The sequence below is a fragment of the Falsihalocynthiibacter sp. SS001 genome, from assembly GCF_042445055.1.
GTDB lineage: Bacteria > Pseudomonadota > Alphaproteobacteria > Rhodobacterales > Rhodobacteraceae > Falsihalocynthiibacter.
On the sequence record NZ_CP170339.1, the window covers coordinates 2,068,060 to 2,092,824 of the forward strand.

General features: G+C 56.5%; 3 protein-coding genes. All 3 read right to left on the reverse strand.

Annotated features, from left to right (window positions below):
• Positions 1–4: 4 nt before the first annotated feature.
• Positions 5–1,651: a ShlB/FhaC/HecB family hemolysin secretion/activation protein gene (locus ACFE33_RS09980; protein ID WP_380052862.1), complete on the reverse strand. Its 1,647-nt coding sequence runs from the start codon at positions 1,649–1,651 to the stop codon at positions 5–7.
• A gap of 73 nt (positions 1,652–1,724) precedes the next feature.
• Positions 1,725–23,993, reverse strand: a complete 22,269-nt coding sequence (locus ACFE33_RS09985; protein ID WP_380052864.1) for a leukotoxin LktA family filamentous adhesin — start codon at positions 23,991–23,993, stop codon at positions 1,725–1,727.
• Positions 23,993–24,685 (reverse strand): hypothetical protein, encoded by a 693-nt coding sequence (locus tag ACFE33_RS09990; RefSeq protein ID WP_380052866.1) that lies wholly within the window; start codon positions 24,683–24,685, stop codon positions 23,993–23,995. The genes ACFE33_RS09985 and ACFE33_RS09990 overlap by 1 nt, the downstream gene beginning before the upstream one ends.
• Positions 24,686–24,765 lie beyond the last annotated feature (80 nt).

The following is a 24,765-nucleotide window of genomic DNA, read 5'->3' on the forward strand; positions in this document are numbered from 1 at the left end:
GCCCCTAGAGACCGTTGAGCGTCAGCATTGCATTGATCACTAGCGAGTCCTGATTGGACAAGGCATCAAGCAGCGGGAAAGCCGCCGAAATCTCGAAACGTCCGGTTTCATTGATGTCATAGGCCATGCCCACACCCGCAGAAAACAGGGTGGTCCGATCTGGGAAGGTCGAGAACACCTCGCCAAAATCGGTAAAGACATAACCGTCCAAGCCGCTCTTGTTCAAGAAATTCCCCTGATGCAACTCAAGGCTACCGTAATACCCGCTATCCCCCGCAATACCGGTTGAGGGATACCCGCGAATGGTCGTCGGTCCACCAATCTGGAACAATAGATCGCCAGGGAGGAGTTGCTCGTCGGTATGCTGGAACGCCCCCACTGCGATGATCGACTGACCGCGATCTAGGTTATAGCGCCCTGAGATCGATCCCGTCAGCAAACGGATGTCGCGTTCGAACCCGAAGATATTGTTGGTGCTGGTGGCATAAACGGCTTGCACCTGCCCGCGCGTCACACCGCGATCCCCAGTGTACGCCACCGTAATGCCCGGCGCGAACTTGACCGTGTCGTTATTCACCAACGGAACATCTGCTGACCATGAGCGGCTATGCCCCATGTACCCCGAGAGGTCCGCAAAAACGCTCCACCGCTCGGTCACAGCAAGTGGCTGTGTCAGGGTGATATTCGCAGAGCTGGATTTACCCGTGATATCAAGGATCGTCGCAGGGCCATTCACGAATGAAACGCTAGACGCAGTCGCACTTAGCGCGATGCGTGTGCCCGAGCTATGGACTGGAAGCTCGTAACGCGCGGTCCCCGCGAGACTGCCTTCTGCGACACTCCCGAAGGCCATAAACGTATCGTCACGTCCTGCCATTCCATAGTTGCGATAAACGAAAGAGCCCTGCAATTCGCCTGTGGAATACACACCCTTATTGTCAAAGAAGAACTGAAGCTCATGCGCTGGAGGCTCGGTAATTCCGAGCAAGAGGTCCGTATAACCAAATGATGCGCCGGGCTGTAAAAGCATCCTAAGCTGCGCACGGTTGGTTTCGTTGAAATAGCGGATATCCTTGGCCGCGGTTGGCACATCAACGATATCACCATTCGCAACAGTCACCCGATCAAAGATAAACTCGTTCGTGTTCCGACGCTCCCCCACGATCGCGGCGGCGCCCAAGCGTCCCTCGATCAGCTGGATTTGAAGGTTCCCGGTCGCAAGCTGTTGTGGCGGTAGAATTGCCGCTGCGGTTACCACGCCCTTCTCGGCATAGAGATCGTTCACATCACGCACCAGTTCCGAAATCTTGCGGAAGTCCACCCGCTCGCCACGGTACTTTGCCGCGATCACCGCAAGCTCTTGCTCGCTGAGGAAAACGGAGCTTGGCGAGAACGTAACAGACTGCAAAAGAACCGTCGCGCCACCGGCTGGTGGCAACTCGCGGCGCTTTAGCGGATCAGCAACAACGGCGTCGCCCTCCTGTCGTATGCGCGATTCCTCGTCAAGTTGGTTGAGACGACGGATGTTATCTTCGGCGGCACGTGCGCCCACATCAAGTCGCTGGGCAGTCGCCTGCCCTGTTGTAAGTGCTGTTGCCGCCGTCCCTATCAGGAGTAACAAGGCGCCTGCTCGTGTTGCGCGTGGTTTCATTCCATGCTCCATTTTTGTCATTTCGCCGCTACTTGTTGACCCCCGAATGGGGCCGCCTGTTTGTTACTCGCACTTATCTCAATCGTACCATCGGACCAAATCCAGAGGTATAGACCGACTGGTTTACGCCCCCAACCTTAACAAATGGTCCATCTCCAAGATCATCATCTTCCTCTTCTCCGTCATCGCTTTCGCTCACTGGAATTGCCTCATCCGCATTTGGCATCAAGCGCACCGTGTCACGGATCAGACTGATCCCCCAGTACGCCAATGGGTTCTCACTGGTTGAGTCTGGAGCGACGTTATACAGAACCACGATGCCCGTTGTGTCCGCCTCAAAGCCGTCCACATCAAACTTGAAGGCAAAGTCCTGTTCGTGGATCTGTACATTCACATCTTCCACCGGAGCAGGCGTACGGTTGTTGACCAGAACCTTGAGGTCTGGAGTGGTCAGCACCGCCGTTCCAGGAATATACGCATCGCGCACATCCACCATCGTTGCGGTCGTATCCACAGTGGAGTCCACCACACGATAGCTCGGAACGATGATCCCTGCCGGCGCGTCGACATCAAGCGTTGCACGTGTGGCCACGCCACCTCCGTGTCCCTCAATCGTCATGCGAAGTGGGTTTGGACCGTTCGGATCCTGAGTGATATTGGCCTCGATGATATCCGCCCGCAGACGGATGAACTCTGCAACACGCACATCCGGCAGAACCAGTTTATGCGTCGCTTCCAACAGCATATTGCGCGCCTTCATCAGACCGATGCGGATAGATCCTTTGTTGCCGCCTACACCTGCGCTATCGTCAATGGTTTCGCCCGCAATTTGAACGTCACCGATGATATCCAGCGTCGAACGGATCTTGGAGTTGATCCCCGCAATAATGGTCCCGAAGGTCACCCCATTACCCTGCAAGAAGTGCGAGCCGTTGGCATCAATGTCGCCACCGATAACCGCGCCATTCACAGAACGGACATTCACATCACCCGCATCCCGGCGCAGACCTGTTGTGGTGAGCTGCGCGAAGGTTACGTCGTCTTGGCCAACGAAGGTCTGCGTTCCACCGCTCAGCGCGTTGTTCACGTCAATCGTTGTACCCGCCGTTGCATCAATCGTGCCTGCAACTTCAAGCGTATCACCAACAATCTCCAGCGAGGAGTCGATGGCTGCGTTCAGGCCAGCGATCAGCGCGCCGAAGGTCACGCCGTTACCATTCAGGTTCACGTTGCCGTTGGCATCAATATCGCCACCGATCACCGCGCCGTTGACCGAAGTCACATTCACATCACCCGCATCGGCTGGCAGCCCTGTTGTGGTGAGTTGTGCGAAGGTTACGTCGCCCTGACCAACGAAAGTCTGCGTTCCACCGCTCAGCGCGCTGTTCACATCAACCGTTGTACCCGCCGTTGCGTCGATGGTGCCCGCCACTTCAAGCGTATCACCAACAATCTCCAGCGAGGAGTCGATGGCTGCGTTCAGGCCAGCGATCAGCGCGCCGAAGGTCACGCCGTTGCCGCTCAGGTTCACGTTGCCGTTAGCATCAATATCGCCACCGATCACCGCGCCGTTGACCGAAGTCACGTTCACATCACCCGCGTCGGCTGGCAGACCTGTCGTGGTGAGTTGTGCGAAGGTTACGTCGCCCTGACCAACGAAAGTCTGCGTTCCACCGCTCAGCGCGCTGTTCACACCAATCGTTGTACCTGCAGTCGCATCAATCGTGCCCGCCACTTCAAGCGTATCACCGACGATCTCCAACGAAGAGTCGATGGCCGCGTTCAGGCCGGCGATCAGCGCGCCGAAGGTTACGCCGTTACCATTCAGGTTCACGTTGCCGTTGGCATCAATGTTGCCACCGATAACCGCGCCATTCACAGAACGGACATTCACATCACCCGCATCCCGGCGCAGACCTGTTGTGGTGAGCTGCGCGAAGGTTACGTCGTCTTGGCCAACGAAGGTCTGCGTTCCACCGCTCAGCGCGTTGTTCACGTCAATCGTTGTACCCGCCGTTGCATCAATCGTGCCCGCCACTTCAAGCGTGTCACCGACGATCTCAAGCGAGGAGTCGATGGCTGCGTTCAGGCCAGCGATCAGCGCGCCGAAGGTCACGCCGTTGCCGCTCAGGTTCACGTTGCCGTTGGCATCAATGTCGCCACCGACAACCGCACCGTTGACCGAAGTCACGTTCACATCGCCCGCATCCGCTGGCAGACCTGTTGTGGTGAGTTGAGCGAAGGTTACGTCATCTTGGCCAACGAAAGTCTGTGTGCCACCGCTCAGCGCGCTGTTCACATCAATCGTTGTGCCCGCTGTTGCGTCGATGGTGCCTGCAACTTCAAGCGTGTCACCGACGATCTCCAACGAGGAGTCGATGGCTGCGTTCAGGCCAGCGATCAGCGCGCCGAAGGTCACGCCGTTACCATTCAGGTTCACGTTGCCGTTGGCATCAATATCGCCACCGATCACCGCGCCGTTGACCGAAGTCACATTCACATCACCCGCATCGGCTGGCAGCCCTGTCGTGGTGAGTTGTGCGAAGGTTACGTCGCCCTGACCAACGAAAGTCTGTGTGCCACCGCTCAGCGCGCTGTTCACATCAATCGTTGTACCCGCCGTTGCGTCGATGGTGCCCGCCACTTCAAGCGTGTCACCGACGATCTCCAACGAGGAGTCGATGGCTGCGTTCAGGCCGGCGATCAGCGCGCCGAAGGTCACGCCGTTGCCGCTCAGGTTCACGTTGCCGTTGGCATCAATGTCGCCACCGACAACCGCACCGTTGACCGAAGTCACGTTCACGTCACCTGCATCCGCTGGAAGACCTGTTGTGGTGAGTTGTGCGAAGGTTACGTCGTCTTGGCCAACGAAAGTCTGCGTTCCACCGCTGAGGGCAGATGTGACCGTAAGGGCGGCGTCGCCTTCGACGTTGATGGTCCCGAACTCGGACTTCACGCTTGTGAGCGTTGTGTCGCTGAGGGCACGTAGATACATGTCGCCGTTTTTCGCTTCGGCATCAATGTTGTGCGTCATGATGCGTAGCGGGTTCGGAACGTCTGTTACCGCATTCGCAGTGCCTGCTTCGTCGCCAACGCCATCCCATGCTTTTGTGTTTGCTTGGGTTTTGTCACCGATGCCTAGCTCCGCAACAAGTTTCACACCTGCGCCTGCGGTCATCGCTTTGATGTCGATGCGAGGATCAAGCGTTCCTGCGAAAATGCGCCCTGCGGCTTGGATCGAAACGGCATTTGCCGCGGCCGACCCTGCGGTGATCGCGGTTACAAGCGCATCACCTACCGTGGTTACAATATCCACAGCACCCGCATCCGCGGTGGTGCTGCTGCCGTTCAACATCTTGAGCGAACCCGCGTTGACGGTGATGTCGCCTGCTGCTGTGTGGACTTCGGCGTTCTCGGTCAGAACCTGACGGGAACCTGCAATGAGGGCAATATCGCCAGCCGTTTCGACTGTGCCGTCGATTTCGCTCTCTTCAGCGCCGGTCAGAGTGATCGTTCCGCCACCTGTGGAAGTTGCGTTTTGAATGACAAACCGGAAGCTTGATGGGCCATAAAGGTTGATCCCGTTGCCCGCAGTCGCATCAATGCCGCCGCCAAGGTTTACACCAACATTTAGCGCCTGTGTAGGCTCTCCGATGGATCCGTTCACAGCCACCAACTCAACTTGTGAGCCAAGAATGTTGATCAGGTTGTCGCCATTCGCGTTGATGAGCGATCCGTTGGCAGAAAGCTTGATATTCTCTGGCGAGTAAATCGTGTCGATCAAACCATCGTTATCGAACGCAATGTTAACGCCGTTCTGTGCGCGCGCCGTTGTGGTTGCGCCTGTCACGAGGTCCAGACGCAGCGGGTTGATGTTGCCGATACCGCCTTGCGAAGCCTCAAGAATGAGGTTTCCGGTCGAGACAGAATCCGCGCCAGTAGCGTTGTTGATGTCGCCGCGCACCTTGATGCGGGTTTCACCGTATGTGTCTACAGTTCCGAGCTTAACCGAACCTTCGGAAGCAAGGTATGTCGCGCCCAAATCACGATCAGATACGCTGCTTACGTTTGCGACCGAAACATCAAGACGATCTGCCGCCGCAAAGTTAAGTGGGCGCTTGCTCAGTGCAGTCAGAAGCGTATCATCCGCAGAGACCAAGCCAAGAGCCGCCGCATTTAGCGCGGCTTTCTGAATTTCGGAAAGGTCTTCGAACTTGTCGCCAAGCTGAATGTCGATTTTTGGTGCACCCGTTGTCAGCCCAAGCGCCTCTGCAGCTTGGAACGCCTCGAGTTGCTCAGCGAGACGTGCGAGTTCTTCTGGCGTTTCGTTACCTGTGCGATCATAGAAACCATCGGGAAGCGCGACCACACCGAGGGTCAGAAGCAAGTCTGAACGCTCTGCGGATGCCAAGGCAACTTTCTGGTCATTAGTCAGATCACGAGGATCAAGCGACGAGCGGATTTCGATACCCGGATCGCCCGAGAGTTGCCCCTTGGTTTCGCCGATACCTTTGCCCGCATCGAGCGAAACAACAAGACCCGACACGTTCGGATCTTTCGAGATCGGGTTCGTGCCCGTTACGGTTTTCAGCGCACCGGGAGCGATAGAGAACGCAAGTTCCCGCTCGGTCCAAATCGAACCGTCAAGCAGCTCGCTCGCTTCTTCGGTTGAAACCACATAGCTGAAGTTCTCATCGTAAGATGCTGTCAAACCACCAACTGTTTCGTTCAGCGCATGGTATTCGGCAGTCTGCTGAGCTTCGTATTCGTCGATTTTTGCGGCAACGGCTGTGTTAACCTGATCTGTTGTGTAGGTTGGGTTCTCCGCAAGAATTTGATCGCTATAATAAGATGTTAGCGCCGCATGTTGAGGTGATCCATCAACTACCACAACTTGGAAGGACGGATCATAAACCGATGGATCGGATTGTTGATCGCGAAGGTTCCAATATTGGTTGTACGCGTGCTCCTTGGATTGCTTATAGGCAAGAACCGCTTGGTCGCGTTTTTCGGCATTGTTGGTGCCGTCTACGCCACGGGCCGCATCCTCGGCAAGCAAGCCAAGCTCTTCCCAATAACCGAGCAACTCATCATATGTGCGAGTGTCGATGACCTCGATCGGATTGTTATCAAGGATAAACCCGCTCGATTTCAGACGGACATCGCCACCAATCGAGAGAACCTGATCCACAAGGATCGAGCCATCTTCGTTCTTGCTGGCCTCGCCGTTTTGCGGGTTCCAACCTGCGGAGCGGATACCGATGTCCCCGCTTGCTGTGGCGCTCAGGCCATAGCGTGCGTTTGTCGGGATGGATGGATCAAGCGCCGGATCGCCGAACGGACGTTCCGCAGGGTTAGTGGTGAAGCCCGTGTTGACCATCAACATCTGATCGTCCGCAGTGCCACCAATATCGCCACTGATGGCAACAAGATCGACGCGCGCGCCCTGAACAAAGGCGTCTGTGTCTTTGGCGAGCATATCGCGATAGGCCACGAGCGAAACGTTGCCCTTACCTTCGTTAGGAGAGCCAGAGGCCGTGATCTGATCAACCACCAGATTGCTACGGCTCAGAAGTGATACGTTGCCATTGCGTGCGTTGGCGCTTACGCCACCGTCTCCTGCATTGGCACCGTTGAGGCGTACAATGATTGCCGCGTCTGCTGGTGCCTGACTAAAGGCTGTACCCGCATCCTGAGCATTGATCACCGAGGCAGGAACACCGCCCACGTAGTCACCCGCGTCCAGATTAATGCTTGTGGCCGAGATAAGCGCATCGTTGTTGCCCTGAACAATTGAAGAGCCCGCCTGAGTTGCGGTGATCGTTGTGTTACCCGCAACGTTGTCGAGTGTCCCTGTCAGGATCACACTGCCGCCGTTGTTGGAATTGACGGTGATTTGGCCTTGGTCCTGACCGATGAAATTCACGTTGATCGTGTTATTCGCCTTAAGCGATTTGGTTTTGATCGTCGTGTATTCCTGAGTGAGCTTGTAGTAATCCGTTTTCTTGGAGTCGATACAGAGCGTCCACCAGTTACAGTCGCGTGAAGAGCCAGTGTGCTCCAAGTCGCTCTTCGTGACATAGGAAATCTCGGCTTCGGTATACTGAGTATCGTTGAGAGACTGGTTAGTACCGGTTGTTGGGGCCACCGATAGGATCGCACCATTCACAGAGTTCCGCGCTGTTGCGCCGCCGTACTGAGTGCTTTCAGTTGTGATGTAGGTGCCCTCGGGCAATCGATACAGGCTCTCAAGTTGTGGTGTGCCGAGGGACGTCAGCTTTTCAACGCTGTCATATGTGAACGCATCTGCGCCAAAGATCTGGCTGCGAATGTTGGAATAGCGTGAGACTGCCTTGAAGTCCTCGCCCGTTGTCCAGACGTAACGGGCATACCCTTCTGGCGTATAGCTAGAAGTACGGTTTCCGTCGAATGACGTGTTCAATGCCCCATCCAAGATGATATCGCCGTCGGAATTGATATACCCCTTCTGCTCCGCAATCCGGATTTGGGCATTCGCAGGATCAGAAGGATCATAATCACGAGTGTAGATCGTCTTGGTGACTTTAACATCGGGGTTCTGAACATTAGACGTGTCCACCGAGGTAACGTTGGTAATCTCGATACGACCTTGAGTTCCGCGCAGCGTCCCTGTGTCGTCCTTACCCGTGCTAAGCGATTGCAGAACGACAGGAATATTGCTGGCGTTGTTAATGTCGATACGGCCAAAGCCATCTAGAACGTTCAACTCGGCACCAGAAGAGGCAGTGTTCAGGATTTGCCCGAAAAGCTGAATGTATCCACCGCTTACCGTGGCTCCATCAACGACATACTGCTTGTTCGCTGTATCATAGGCCGCGCCCAATTCATTCGCACGATTTGGCTGTGGGTCAAGAACAGCATAGGTGTTCGAGCCGCCAAAGTTATCGGCATCGTCTACTGTAAACTCAAGACGCCCTTTGATATCGCCCGAGATCAAGTCTTTGATATTAAAGCTTGTATCAACGCCGTTAACTTTCAGCGTAACGACAGGGCTTGTGGTGTTGTCGTCGCTGTAACGTGTTTGGTAATCAGCGATTGCGTCCGCAAGCTCGGTTGGGTCAACCCCCGCAGGAGCCATGTTGATCGTAATCGTACGCCCATTAGAGTTGGTGATCGACAAGATCGGCGAAACTGGCGACGCACCCTCTAGATCGAGGATATACTGCGCGACTTTCGCGTCGATTGCCGCTTGTGTCAGACCAATTTCCGTTGGCTTGTCTGTGGTCAACAACTGGTTGTCGGCAATGTTCAGCGTAAAGTTCGCGATACCGCTCTGAATACGGCTGTTGATGTTCAGGAAGCGTGCAGAGATCGAGATCGAGCCATTGGCCGTGATCCCTGAGCCCTTTTCGCTCGCACGGGTTGGTGAGTTAAACGCAGCCGGGTCACCACCGATATGGTCAAATCCGTTCACATAGCTGGAAACGAAATCACCGTTCTTGGCCACAATATCCAGCGAACCGGCATTAATGGAGCCATTCACATAGATGTTGCCCGAAGCACTGGTGATCTTGACCGAACCATTGGAGTTCTCAATGGTTGTTCCGGATTTTGTAATGATATCAGGTGCTACGCGCTGTGTGTTAACCTGCGTCAGCGGCGAGGACGGGTTATAATACGTCAGGCTCTGAGCATTATAGTTCGACGTCAACTCGACGATACCACGGCTGGAGCCTGCGGTTTCCTGAGTGTTGATATTGGCAAAGTTCGCCGCCGCACCTGTTGTGTTTAGCGATGTGATATCGGCGTTCTCACTGATCAGCACACCGTTAAAGCGAAGGTGCCCAGCATCATATTGCGGGATGATCAGGTTTCCGACTTTGAGCTGGTTAGACGTGTTATTTGTGATGACGATCTTCGCATCGGTTGGCGCATTCAACAGGCCCGTACCTGTGAGCTGATCGGCATTGATCGAAATGTTGCCAAGGCGCGCAACGGTATCGTCCACCTCAATCACATATGTTGTTGGCGACCCGCTTGAGGAAGAAGCCGTAGCCGCAGTATTGCGGTTGTCAACCAATTGCGTTGTGAGCGTCGACAACAGGTCGACATATTGCGTTAGCGAGTTGCTGCCACCAATCGTCCCTGCTGAGGTTGTCGATTGCTGAAGCGTATTTACAGCGCTCTGGATATTGTTGGCTTCGGTTGTCGCATTGGTATTTTCCGTTGCCAAACGCGTAGCAGATTCCGAGATAAACGTCAGGCTACCGCCACCTGTAACCTCACCAGCGCTATTTGTCGTGATTGCCTGATTAAGTTGAGTAATAATCGCCGCATCAGCTAACCGCTTGCTTGTTTGATCCGCAATCGCATTGGCCTTAGTCGCAGCGTCATCGCTGGTCGTATTCGGGTTAGTATACTCTGGCGCCGAAGCAATCAGATTGTCGAGTGCGGTGTGCAAATCTGTCGCGCTGCTGTGTGCCAAGGCTGTCTTGGTTTTCAGCGTCGCAGTATAGGTTTCGATCTTGCCGAGTTCTGTTTCAATCGCCGCTTTGGCATTTGCAATGTTGTTTTGCTCGGTCGTTGCATCCGCTGTCCGCCCCGCAAGCAACGCAGCTTCGAGACTTGCAGTCGCGCTGTTAATCAAAGCTGTGTTCTGGGTAATGATATCGCGGCTGGCAATAATATTGTTCTTGGCTGTCTGTGCCGCCGTAGCCGCCGCCGCACCCGCATCCCGCGCCGCAATCGCAGCATCATAATAGGTGCTATCAGCAGAAGCATATGTGCTTAGATTTTGAATAGATGCAATTGCAGAATCTGCTGTCGCAACAACGCCGTATGTGCCGCCGTCATAGTAGTTCTTGATCAGTTCCGCAGCGTCCGTAAGCGTACCCGTAACACTAACCAAGCCCGCCTGGGTAAAGTCGGACTTAACTGTCGAAAGGTCCGAAATACTTTGATCAACGACCGCAAGGGCGGCGTCTTTGGGTGAAGGACCGGCATATGCACCCGGTACGAATTCTCCAGAGGCGTTATACTCACCCAACCCAAGTGCTACGAGTTTGTTCTCAAGGAAATCAATCTCGTTCTTATAAGCTGCTTTGGCGATAACATCGTCGTCATATTTTTCCAGAAGCGCTCTGAGTTCACGCAGACGTTCGAGAATTTGCGTGCCCACCTCTTCTGGTCCGGAAACGGTGTAGGTGATGTTATCGGCATCTGTCGGCGCGGCGATACAGGCCTGCGTCGTGATATCGCAGCTTTCGGAGACATAGTTGATCGTCAGGATCTTGTGGCGCTGAATACCTGTCTGGATTTTGCCATCCGCCAGAACCGAGGCCAATCCGCCATTCGTGTTGGTCGAACCACCGTGATAGTCAAAGGTCACATCCCCGCCGCCGAATGCGTTCGAGACCGCGCTCGCTGCTTTGGCCAAGGCTTCGCGATAGATGTCTTTGCCCGTACCTTTTGCTGTCGCGTCGATGTTGCCACGGCTTGCGCTAATGGTGATATCACCCGCCGCGCGCAATTCACTATCGGCGGCAAGGGTTACCGTCGAATTCACAACCGCAGTAACCGTTGGATTTGGCCCTGTTGGGATTGGGATCGCAGTTTTGTTATAGAGGTCAACAATCGCGTTAAAGATCAGCTTTCCAGCATTACCCGCCAGATCAACGCCCGAGTTGATATCGATTTCGGCATAGCTTGGAAGCGAACCATCAAGCGGCGTATAGCCAGTAGACGCTTGAATTGTAGAGTTGGTTCCGACATAGGCGGAATTGTTACCCGTATATGTGATCTTGGCGTCGCCACTTGGTGCGCCCGCAAGACCATAGGTCGTGGCATTTGCCCGCAGATCAATATCCGCGTTGCTCCACGCAGCCATTTTCGCGTCGCCCTTATCAACAAGGACCGTAGAGTTATCGCCAACTCCAACCGTTGCGTCGATATTGAATGTACCCTCAGCCTCGGCAAAGGCGAGCGCAATGGCGCCACCTGAGTCGAGCTTGGCTTTCTGGTTGACGGTGACATCATTTGACGCTGCCAACTGGAACAACGAGTAGCCAGAAGAAGGCGACAGAAGATGCACATAAGTGTTGTCATCAAGACCCGCATTCGTGGTGTGCGTGACATTAACTGTCGAGCCACCCGCAGGAACATTTGCCAACCCGCCAGAGATTGAGTTTACGTTGTAACCATCTGAATTATTTATTGTTTTATTAGTCGCGGTCATGATGAGATCGCGGCCATAGATATTCATGGCACCAACGATCCAAGCATCAACGTCCGAGTTCACAGTATGATAAATATTCGCGCCGCTCGCTCCGACGACAGAAGCTTGTCTGCTGTCCACAGAACCTGCAAATGTTGTGGTCTGGTTGGCTTCGAGCGTGATCGCGTCTGATGGAATATTGAGATCATAGGTCACGCCACTGTTGTTGATGATGCGTGCCTTGGTGGAGCTTGTGCTCTTGGTGGTTGCCACAGCAGCAGAGCCTGCAATGACGCCACCGCTACCAGCAATGGTTTCGGCAGTGTTTACCGTCGTGCCATCCGCGGTCACCGTGAGGCCACCGACCCGAAGTTGGTTTACTTCGGTCAATGTTGCGTGCGTTGTGACATTCGAAGAGGCCAAAGTGGTGTTCGACCCCGCAGCCACGATCCCTGCGGCGATACCTGTTGCATAGGCATCCTGATCGCCGATGCTGTTGGCTGTGACACTCATCGTGCCGCTGGCCGTCAGATTGCCACCACTGACCGAAGCAATAGAGGACGACGTATTCGTTGACTCTGCATTGGTTGCGCTGACGCCTACAAGCGCGCCCGCCGCGCCGAGCGCGTAGGATTTCGCCTTGGCGGTATCCAGATCAGAGGAGACCATAATAGAGCCCGCGTTCAGAGTTGTATTGTTTTGAATTTTCGCGCTGACGATTGCGCCAACGTGCGATTCCGCATCCGATGCACCAACCGCAAGCCCGCCCGATACGGACACACCATAGGACGAAGTCTCGACCTCGGCGTCTGCATCTGCTTCGGCCTTGATCTCGCCAGTGGACCACAGGTTCGAACTGTCGATCAATGCTGAAACTGTTGGCGTCACATCGGAAATCGTGAACGCACCCTGAATAGACAGGCCAACGCCGCCGCCCGCGGCCACAGTGATGGATTTAGCTTTGTCATCCGAAAGTGCCACAACCGCGATGGAGCCGGAATCCGTGATATCGGTTCCGGTAATATGAGCATTGACCGCACCGCCGATTTTCGACGTTGCAACCGAGGCGCCCACCCCAGCAATACCGGCAATCGTTACGCCATAACCTTCGACATCAATCCAGCGGCGAGCATCGGCCATAACCGACACAGCATTTGTCACTTCGAGATTACCGTTATTGATATAGGCGTTGGTTGACGATGTATCCTCAAACACGCTGACGTCCGCACCAAGTGCGATCGAACCTGCCGCCGCACCAACATAGCTGTCGCCCTCTAGATCGTGATCCGTCTTGGCCTTAACCTCAACAGAGCCAACCGTCATCTTGCGGCTACCGCCGTCAATTTTCGCAGTGCTGGTTGTCTCAACGGTAAGCACACCGATACCTGCACCGATGGCACCACCGCCAACTGCAAACGCACCCGTGGTGATATCAACTACAAGGTCGTCAGAACTGTTCACTTTCAACGCACCACCTGCGTTAATCTCGGCGTCGCCTACGCTCGCCGATGTACCCGCAGGAACCGAAAGCGTCGAAGCGGCGCTTGCAATATCAATCGTGCCGCGCGTTGCTTGTGCGCTCGCCGAAATTGCTTTTACGTGGTCGTTGTCGGACTCTTTCAAGAGATCATCAACTTGGCTGTTGCCCGCTTGTGCTTGTGCATCGGATTGGATTCCATCCATATCCGCTGCGCCATCACTGGACTCGCCGAGTTGCTTATCAGCTTCGCCGTTTGGTGCAACGCCGTCGCCGTAGTTGTAGATCGCAATACCCGCCGCGAGCGCAATTGCTCCGCCGGATCCACTCGCAACCTCTGCGGCGCCTGCCTTGTTCGCAAGGCCACTGACCATCACGTTCCGCGTGGCGTTGATTTCTGCGCCGCTCTTAATGTAGGCGGCCGTTGTGTTCTTGAAGATGCCAACATCGACGGCACCCGCGAGACCCACCAATCCAGCAGAAACCGCACCAGCACCAACCGAAGTTACAGTTGTATCCCGTGCAGAGACCACAACATCCTGAGTGGAACCTGCGGAGCCAATAGACGTTTGGTTGATCTTGGTATTCGCGCCGATAAAGGCCGAAGTTGTGACATCCATCAAATCAAGCGCAACCACGCCGCTGATGCCCGCATAGAGACCGCCAGCGCCCGATACCGCGAGGGTAAAGACGGACTGACCAGAGTTCGCAGCGACATTCACACCACGACCATTTGTAGTCCCGGAGTATGAAGAGCCATCGTACAACTGATGGTCTTCAACAAGGCCAAGTGCCGTTACATCCGCATTATCTGCGATAGAAGAGGTCACTGTTTTATCTAGCAAAATAACGCTAACCGCCGCACCGACACCCGCTGTGCCGCCAATCGCAACAGAGCCAGCCAGCATCGCGGAACGCGTCACATCATCTGCCAGCACATCCACGTTGTTCTGTGCCACAACAGTACCGCCAAGCTCAGCAGTTGTATTGCTTGTTATGTCAAAGGTCGTCGCACTTCCTGCGAGCCCCGCAGTGCCACCAACGGCACCCGCAGCAGCCATAGTTGCAAGGTCTTGTTTGGCCTGCGCCGAAACGAGCACATCGCGTGCGGCTGCAACTTCTGCGCCTGTTCCGATGCGCGCCGTTGTTGTCGCATCGACAACGGCAACACTTACACCCGCGCCGCCACCAACTGCACCGCCGCCTGCAACAGCACCCGAGAACGCCATGGTATACACATCGCTCGCCGCCGCGACAGAAACGCTCTGAAGCGCATTTGCGGAGCCTGATGTTTTGTTAATGAGGGCATTCTCACCAATAGAAGCTTCGGTATTGTTGGTAATAACAGGCACACTCGCCGAGATCGAAATAGCAACGGAGCCCGCCGCTGCACCACCGGCCGAAAGCGACCGAACCGAAGTTGTCCCAACCGAATTAACGATCACGCCGCGCATGGATTTCACAGTCGAGAGCGTAACCGTATCATCCAGTACCCGCTTCTTGAGGAGCAGATCCAGCCCCTGTGTCCGCGCATCCGCAGAGGTCAGCAGAGTATCTTCGGATCCTGCTGTGCCTTCGTACTCGCTACGATCGACATCTGCCGCAGCAAACCCTTCGTCAGCGCCATAGTCGATGAATTTCGCCTTGTGGTCGATGACGACATCCTGATCCGCAAGATTGCCGAGCGCTGTCACATCGGCTTCATCGTCAATCAGAGCATTCGTGTCGGTGTTCACAACCGTTACCCCAACCGAGGCCCCGACCCCAGCCGATCCACCAATTGCAAGAGAGCCATCTAGCATGTCGATGTTTGTCGCGTTGTCGGCCATAACGGCAACGTTGCCGTTGGCAAAGAGGTTCGCATTCTCACCGACGCGCGCTGTTGTTGTTGTGTTAACCGCGTCCACTGCAACCGCGCCCGCAAGCCCGGCAGAGCCGCCAATCCCGACACCAAAAGTGATCATTGAGATATCTTCGCTGCTCTTGGCGTTTACGATGATATTTCCGCTATCGACATCAGCATTATCGTCGATTTCCGCTTTGGTCGACTTGGTGATCACACCAACTGTAACACCCGCACCCGCACCGGCATTACCGCCACCAGAGGCCGCGCCCGAGATGCTCAGAAGGTTGGTCGTATCCGTGGCTGAAACAATGGTGGAACCCGCGCTGAACGAGCGACCCAAGCTGGCAAAACGGCCAACAAGCGCCTCTGTCGTTGTGTTCAGAACATATACGCCAACACCCGCGCCGACTGCGTTGCTGCCAGCAGCAGCACCCGCCGCAGCGACTGTTTTTCCTGTCTCTGTTGCAGATGCCGAAACTTCAATTGCGCCGTTTGCGTCGATATCTGCGCCGTTCGCGGTGGAATCCGCATCCTCGATTTCGGCACGCGTGATGTTGTTTACCGTAACGACCGAGGCCGCCGCGCCAACACCGTTGCTACCACCACCAGCCGCGCCGCCAGCGAGGCTGAAGTTATCGAAATCGTTCTGTGCCTTGATCGTCGCGTCGCCATTGATGGTGAGGCTTGATTTATTACCGACGAGCGCTTCAACGGTGTTTTCTGCCGTCAGAACCGTAGCAATTCCATTCACCGCATTCGATGCGGCGGCGGCGACGGACACACCGAACACCTGAATATCTTGCGAAGCGAGCGCCTGATTGGTGAGGCCGCCTGCGCTTGTGATTGTTGTGCCGGACGCCAGCGCGCTGCGCACTGTTCCGCTGCTCACAAGAACCGAGCTTGCAAGGCCAGCCCCTGTTCCGCCACTCAGCGAAATCGCACCCGAGAGCGCCTTCGCGGTGATGTCGTTCTGGGCCTCAATGAGTGCTTCGCCCGTTCCAAGGTTCAGCGTCGCCCCCGTGATCAAAGCGCCGGATTGGCTCTCGCCTACGGTGGCAAGCACCTCATCATCGAAGGTCATTACGGCGAATGAGCCCTGAACGGATGTCTTGCTACCCGCCGCGCCACCGATGGCCTCGACATAGTAGTTATTATCGCCAAGAAGCTGCCCTGATGTGATTTTGGAACGCAGATCATCGAGATCGGTGAAATCGAACTTCGTTGTGCCGGAAATCTTGTGGTTCTGAGCATGCACGCGCAGGGACTCTGCGGCAATATTCGCGCCCGCGCCCACGGTCGCTTTGTAGGATTTTTCGGATACGGCAACTGCGATTGATGCGCCGATCCCTGTTCCAGCAGTGGCAACCGATCCCGCCGCAGCCTTCGCCGCAAGGTGGCTTGTGTTATCCGCATCAACGGTCACCGCTCCGGTGCTCGTGATGGTCGTATTGTCGCCAATCAACGCCTGTGTATCGCCCGTGGAAATACCCACCGCCAAAGCACCCGCGACGCTTACTTTCTTGCCGCCAGCACCCGCGATACCAAGGGCCGAGAGCTTGGATTCATAGCCATCCTGCGCGTTCTCTTTGGAGGTTGCCGAAACAGCCACACCGTCCGATGTGATCGACGCACCATCCGCAATCGACGCCTCGGTCTTGTTATTCAGGATCGCAAGGCCAACGCCGACGCCGACGCTGATTTGGCTCTTGGCGTTCACCGCCGAACCATCGCCCGACACGGCCAATCCAACCGTATTGGCCGCATCAACTGAAACTGGTCCGCCCACATTGACCGTCACATCGCCAAGGCTGGCGGTGACTTTGTCCTGCGCGGCAGCGATACCTGCTGCGGCTGCAACTGTGACCTTGGAGCCGTTTTTCTTGCCCTGCCCGTCACGCTGCGAACCTTGGGTCTTGTCCATCGTGTTGGCGCTTGTCGAAGAGCCACCAGTTGTGTCGTTTTTCTTCTGATCGCCAGATTGGCTGAATTTGCCACCCTCGGCCGTTGCCGTTGCATGGGCGTCATATGTACGAGAAGATGTTGCCGAAATCGCAAGGCTCCCCGCCGTCAGATCCCGCTCAAGGCTTGCCGTCGTTACAGATGTATTTTCAAGCGCGCCATCCGCATCCCCGTTGCCGAGAATAAGCGCAGCAGAAGCCCCAACACCCGCTTTTCCGGACTTGGTGTTCCCATCGGACTTCGCACTATGTGTGCCCGCGTTCGACGCCGAAATTGTAACCGCGCCCGTCCCCATCGAGAGCGCATTGCCCGTACCGATACGCGCAACTGTGTTTTGGTTCAGCATTGCCAATGCGACCGACGCATCAACGGCGATCCCGCCAGCCGACCCTGCCGAAGCCTCTGTTTCGGTTGAAACATCGGTGCTCGCAGAGACATTGAAACCGTTGCCATTCGTAAACGTCGCGCCGTCTTCCAGCTCGGCGTAAGTATCTGTATTGATGAAGTTAAGCGCAACCGAAGCACCCACCCCAACTTGAGTACCAGTTGCACCACCAGAGGACGGAAGCGCCTTGGACACCGCGTTCATTTTCTGCTCGGCAATGATCGAAGAGGTACCCGTACCCGCATTCACAATCGCAGACTCTCCAATCGTGGCGGAGGTATCTGCATTCACCGTGTTAATTGCGAGCGACCCCGCGATGCCAACCTTGGACGCACCCGCGCCAGACGTTGCCTGCGCGTTGATTTCATCGGTGACATCACTGCCATCTAGCGACTGAACCGCCGCTACATTCACGCCATTCCCGCTATGGGTTGCGTTGCCCAAACGGGCGGTATTTGTCTCTTCGACAACGTTCACGGAAACTGCGACGCCAACGCCGATCTGCGTCGCCGCGCCGCCCTCGGCCTTAACGGCGGATCCGTCGGACGTGGCGGAACCGTTGGTGTTATTGGCAGATTTAATGCTAATCGCGCCACCGGAAACGATGCTGACTGAGTCCGGAACAACGGCTTGGGTCGTGGATTTCTGATCGTTGATCGCAACGGCCGCCGCGACCGCAACCTTACCCTCTGAAGTTTTGGCTGAACGCTTGCTGCTGTTGCCCGCTTGCGAAGAGGTCGAGGATTGCTGCGAACTATCGCCAACACCCGAGGCCTGCTGTTTATCCGCGCCGTCATTCATCTGCGCGGTCGTTGTGTCATCAACGCTCTCGCCCGAACTGGTTGGCGCGGCATCCGCATCGCTACCCGCTTTCGTACCCGCGGCACTCGCCGTCGAAGACAGCGTAGAACTTGAAACTCCACCCGCCGAGAAGGACACGGCCCCCGTTGCGTTGATGTTGCGTTCGGTGGTGGCGAGGGATTGATCGTCGATCAGCGCAAGTGCGAGCGAGGCACCGATGGCGGCCTTGCTGCCTGCGGCCTTGCCGGAAGCCGTTGTAATTGTTGATGAACTCTGCGCCGCAGAGATCGAGACATCGCCGCTTGCAGCCTGGGTTGCACCGCTGCCAAGACGCGCGGTCGTGGTGTTGTTGATGATCGAAAGCGCCAGCGCAGGGGTCACCGCAATGCCGCCCGCAGCCCCCGCTTCGGCAACCGTTTCCGCCTCATAGGTGCCGCTCGCCGCAAGCGTCATCGCGCCCGCGCCCGTCACCGTCGCGCTGTCCGCGATTTCGGCTGTCGAGCGGTTCGCCAGAATGTTCAGCGCAACCGACGCGCCAACCCCAACCTGATCACCAGACGCACCGCCCCCAACCGGAAGCGCCTCCGCCTTGCTCGACCCTTGATTATCCGCCGTCAAATTCACCGCACCAGACGCCGCAACCGTCGCACCAGACGCAACTTGCGCAACGCTCTGCGTGTCGATCAGGTTGATGGCAACCGAGCCCGCGATGCCCACTTTGCTGCCGCCCGCACCCGAGGTCGCAGAGGCAATATAGCTGTCGGATTTCGTGTCTGTGTTGGTCGAATCCGCCATGGATTTCGCAACATCCAGCTTCAGTGCCGCGATATTCAGCCCACCGGTATCATGAGTTGCAACGCCCAGAATCGCGTCGTTCTTTGATTTCACAACGTTCACGGAAACCGCTGCGCCGATGCCGATCTGCGCCGGATCAGGCGTGTTGCCCGCTTCGTCTTCAACGCCAACCGCCGCCCCTGTCGAGGTCGCTTCGCCCGTTGTATTGTTTGCCGTTTCGATGCTCAGTACACCGCCGGAGGTGATCTCGACACCATTCGGAACCACCGCCTGAACGGTGTTGTTTTGATCATTGATCGCAACCGCCGCCGCGACCGACACTTTGCTGCCGCCGCTGGAGGCAGAGCGCCCCTCTTCGTCATTCGCCGCCGTTTCGGTGGAGGCTTGCTGGCTGCTGTCGCCAACGCCCGAAGCCTTCTGCTTGTCCGAGCCCGCGCCCATTTGTTTGGTGACGGTGGAATCCACATCAGATTCTTCGCCCGAAGATGCGGAGCCGTCGTCCTCAGCTGCCGCGCCGCCAGAAGCGCTTGCGGTGGAGGTCAGAACAGAGCTCGACGCACCCATGGCCGAGAAGGACACGCTTCCCGTTGCGTTGATGTTGCGTTCGGTGGTGGCGAGGGATTGATCGTCGATCAGCGCAAGTGCGAGCGAGGCACCGATGGCGGCCTTGCTGCCTGCGGCCTTGCCGGAAGCCGTTGTAATTGTTGAGGAACTCTGCGCCGCAGAGATCGAGACATCGCCGCTTGCAGCCTGGGTTGCACCGCTGCCAAGACGCGCGGTCGTGGTGTTGTTGATGATCGAAAGCGCCAGCGCAGGGGTCACCGCAATGCCGCCCGCAGCCCCCGCTTCGGCAACCGTTTCCGCCTCATAGGTGCCGCTCGCCGCAAGCGTCATCGCGCCCGCGCCCGTCACCGTCGCGCTGTCCGCGATTTCGGCTGTCGAGCGGTTCGCCAGAATGTTCAGCGCAACCGACGCGCCAACCCCAACCTGATCACCAGACGCACCGCCCCCAACCGGAAGCGCCTCCGCCTTGCTCGACCCTTGATTATCCGCCGTCAAATTCACCGCACCAGACGCCGCAACCGTCGCACCAGACGCAACTTGCGCAACGCTCTGCGTGTCGATCAGGTTGATGGCAACCGAGCCCGCGATGCCCACTTTGCTGCCGCCCGCACCCGAGGTCGCAGAGGCAATATAGCTGTCGGATTTCGTGTCTGTGTTGGTCGAATCCGCCATGGATTTCGCAACATCCAGCTTCAGTGCCGCGATATTCAGCCCACCGGTATCATGAGTTGCAACGCCCAGAATCGCGTCGTTCTTTGATTTCACAACGTTCACGGAAACCGCTGCGCCGATGCCGATCTGCGCCGGATCAGGCGTGTTGCCCGCTTCGTCTTCAACGCCAACCGCCGCCCCTGTCGAGGTCGCTTCGCCCGTTGTATTGTTTGCCGTTTCGATGCTCAGTACACCGCCGGAGGTGATCTCGACACCATTCGGAACCACCGCCTGAACGGTGTTGTTTTGATCATTGATCGCAACCGCCGCCGCGACCGACACTTTGCTGCCGCCGCTGGAGGCAGAGCGCCCCTCTTCGTCATTCGCCGCCGTTTCGGTGGAGGCTTGCTGGCTGCTGTCGCCAACGCCCGAAGCCTTCTGCTTGTCCGAGCCCGCGCCCATTTGTTTGGTGACGGTGGAATCCACATCAGATTCTTCGCCCGAAGATGCGGAGCCGTCGTCCTCAGCTGCCGCGCCGCCAGAAGCGCTTGCGGTGGAGGTCAGAACAGAGCTCGACGCACCCATGGCCGAGAAGGACACGCTTCCCGTTGCGTTGATGTTGCGTTCGGTGGTGGCGAGGGATTGATCGTCGATCAGCGCAAGTGCGAGCGAGGCACCGATGGCGGCCTTGCTGCCTGCGGCCTTGCCGGAAGCCGTTGTAATTGTTGAGGAACTCTGCGCCGCAGAGATCGAGACATCGCCGCTTGCAGCCTGGGTTGCACCGCTGCCAAGACGCGCGGTCGTGGTGTTGTTGATGATCGAAAGCGCCAGCGCAGGGGTCACCGCAATGCCGCCCGCAGCCCCCGCTTCGGCAACCGTTTCCGCCTCATAGGTGCCGCTCGCCGCAAGCGTCATCGCGCCCGCGCCCGTCACCGTCGCGCTGTCCGCGATTTCGGCTGTCGAGCGGTTCGCCAGAATGTTCAGCGCAACCGACGCGCCAACCCCAACCTGATCACCAGACGCACCGCCCCCAACCGGAAGCGCCTCCGCCTTGCTCGACCCTTGATTATCCGCCGTCAAATTCACCGCACCAGACGCCGCAACCGTCGCACCAGACGCAACTTGCGCAACGCTCTGCGTGTCGATCAGGTTGATGGCGACCGAGCCGGCCACACCGACATTCGATGCACCCGCTCCAGAAGTGGATTCGGTCGAGAAGCTGTTCCCGTCGCCCGTAGTCAGCGCGGATAGATCTAGGCTTCCTGCGGTGATGTCGGTCTCGATCACTGCGTCATTCTTGACTTTGGCGAGGTTAATCCCAACCGCAACGCCAACGCCCGTTGTAGAGTCCACCGCAGAGCCATCAGCGATGACATTTGCTGTGTTTTCAGTTGACGATTTGACCGTTACGGCACCAGAAATTCCTGCTGCAATAGAGGAAGATATCGTTGCGGATGTGTCTGATGTGAGATCAGAAACGGCGAGGCCGCCAACGACGGAAACCGATCCATCGGCTGTGCTTGCTTCTTCTTCATAATTGGTAAGTTGCTCGTCCGCTTCCGAGCCTGCTTTATTGCCCGTTGAGCCGCCTTCTGCCGCTTTGGCAGTGACGGAAATATCCGTAACGGTCGAGGCCTCAAGCGTCAGAGAGTCTGCATTTAGTGTAGCATTTTCAGACAGTTCCACGGATGTGTTAACATCAACAACGCTAACACCAACGCTTGCGCCGAAGGCGGCTGTTTGTGGGGTTGCGTCCGCCACTGATGTGACTGCATTGCGTGCTAGAAGGTCGATTGCGCCAGTTGCGTTAACGTTGCTGTTGCCACCAATCTTAACGCGTGAGGTGCTGTTGATTGTCGATACCGCGACGGCCCCGTCGGCCTTGGCGTTCGCAGGGGCGAGGGACTCTGTAAGGATGTTGGATTCAACCGTTGCATCCGCCGTAAGGGCTATGCTTCCTGCGCTCAAATCTGTCGTGCCCAGCACGTCAACCGCTGAGGTTACATCCGTCACGACCACGCCGATTGGCAACATGCCGACGCCACCGTTCGAGGCGGCGGTCGCCGTAGCGCTAAAGATGTCGCTTGCGTCGATGTTCGCCGAGTTCAGCGTGATGATCGCTTCTGCTTTGGGAAGGGCGAGCAACAGGCTCGATTGATCCAAAGTAGAGGTGGCGGAGAGATAGATATTCGCACCAGACAAGATCGGGGCGACGCCCGCGCCCTGCCCGATTTCAATCGAGGCGGTTCCACCGCTTGTGCGCGCAGCGGTGAGGTAGACATTACCCGTCGTACCTGCGGTAATAGTTGAACCATCCTCTAGGATGATTTCAGGTGCTTCGAGGGTGATATCCCCTGCTGGGTCCGCGCCGTTTGTTGAGTCGATAACACCGCCAGCGACGATGGTAATCGAATTATCGGCCTCAAGAACGACGTTTGCGCCCACCGAGTAAATGCTTGGCGCTGCGCTATAATCATCATCGGTGCCGCTGTCTGTGACCGAACCACCGATGTATAGGTTATAGGGGTCAAACAGAAGCGTCCCAGCTTTGCCTTCGTCGGCTGTCAGGTTCACGTTTACCGCGCCGATCAGCGCGTTTTTCCCGCTCAGTTCAACAAAACCTGCATTTCCTGTGCCTGTACCTATGGCGGAAAGATAGGCGAAATCGTGTGCGTAAAGGTCTCCGTCCGCTTTGACGATGACCGTGCCGCCTTTGCCGCGTGCTCCGGCACCATCGGCGCTTAGCTCTGCGGTTCCTTCAAGGGTAATATTCCCGCGCGATGTCACGCTGATATCGCCGCCATTTCCAGATTCGCTCGCACTTGCATCAAGGCGCCCGCCAACGCGCACTTCGTTCTGTGCGACAATCGCCAACGAACCACCGCGCGCAACAAGTGCCGCCCCTTCAACAAGGCCGGTTTGGTTAACGGTTGCGTTGAATTTTGTACGCTGACCGAGGTCTTCGCCCGTAAGGGGGCCTGTGTTCGCGTTGATGTTAACTGTATGACCTTGAAGGGTAATTCCGCCCTTGGCCGTCACTTTACCCGCGATAGAGATGACGCCGTTTGAGGACATCGGAATCTCGCCACGCATGAGCTGCTGCGCCACGGCGTTGTTGACGGTGCCATCTGCGCGCACAACCTTATCAAGGAACGCGCCCGTTGGCGTGTTCACCGTTAAAGAGCCGACGTTGATTGTGCCCGATTTCCCGAGCACAAAACCGTCAGGGCTTGAGAAAAAGACGTTACCGCCGATTTTGCCGTCTTTGTAGGCGTTCAACTCGCCATTCACGATCACAGAACCATTGCGAACCACGTTCACAAGGCTACCTGCGCGGTCTGGAACGAAGAGGTCTACGCGCTGGCCAGAGGCCTGCTGGAAGTCCTTAAACGAGTTAAAACCGACACCGTTTGAAACCGTGCCGGTTGTGATCTTTGTGCGGTTCCCAGAGACCGTGACATTGGTATTGGTGCGCCCATCTGGGGTGATCTTATTTGCGCTCGGGCCACCTAGGTTAAGCGCCTGCGCGTTTGCTTGTGTGCCCCCTCCGGCGGCGACCACCATCGCTAGAACAAAAGGGCTTGCGCTCGCCTTAAGAACCGAAGTTCGTGTCGCTTTGCGCTTGGTCATCATGGCCATCGGGGCGACGGGTTGAGAAATGAAATCTTTCATTAGAAACTCCCACTCTCAACTTTGAATACATCGGGATTATCCGGATTGAGCGAATACAAAAGCGCCAAGCTCTGGGGGAGCAACGTTTTCTGACCTTCGCCGCTGTCCTCAAAGCTACCTTGAAGCAAGAGGATCGACGAACGCCCTTCGGAGTCCGAACCGCGGAACAATAAAATACCAGTATCTAGGGGGGTGTTGACTGAAATGGTTTCGGGGTCATAGCCCTGCGCGATGAAATGGCTGCGGAGTACGTCGCCATTTGCCACAAGCAGCGCGTCTGTCATGTTGGGATCTGTGTCCGCCCCCCATGAGATGCCGACCTGAATAAGGCCCTTACTCTTGTACCCGAAGATATACGAAACCTTCGCAGTACCGCCACCCTCAAGCACATCAGGGATACTAACCGTCAGAACCCGCGTGCGCTCGACGTTGTTCTCGCCAGAAAGTACCGAGTCTGCCTCAATCCCGAAGTCGGATTTGATCGCCGCGAGCACGCTCTCTTCGTCCATTCCGAATTCCGCAGACCGAAACCCAGTTACCTCTGCATTGGCGCTGGTATCGGCCAGAATGGTATCTGTGTCGGCGGTGTCGGTGGTTGCTTGGGCAAGACTTGGCCCACATAGTGCAAATACAATGCCAGCGGACATCGCCACGGGCGTAATAAATTTGCTCAGTATCGCATTACTCATCATACATACTTCCCCAGAACCAAACGTTCCCCGAGGTCGCAGCAGCCTGTAATTTGCCGCGCGACCTCAATTACTCTTCAAGT

Bases quoted from the DNA above. Each gene is read 5' to 3' on its own strand.
- ACFE33_RS09980 (WP_380052862.1), bottom strand. From the start codon at position 1,651: ATGAAACCACGCGCAACACGAGCAGGCGCCTTGTTACTCCTGATAGGG.
- ACFE33_RS09990 (WP_380052866.1), bottom strand. From the start codon at position 24,685: ATGATGAGTAATGCGATACTGAGCAAATTTATTACGCCCGTGGCGATG.
- ACFE33_RS09985 (WP_380052864.1), bottom strand. From the start codon at position 23,993: ATGAAAGATTTCATTTCTCAACCCGTCGCCCCGATGGCCATGATGACC.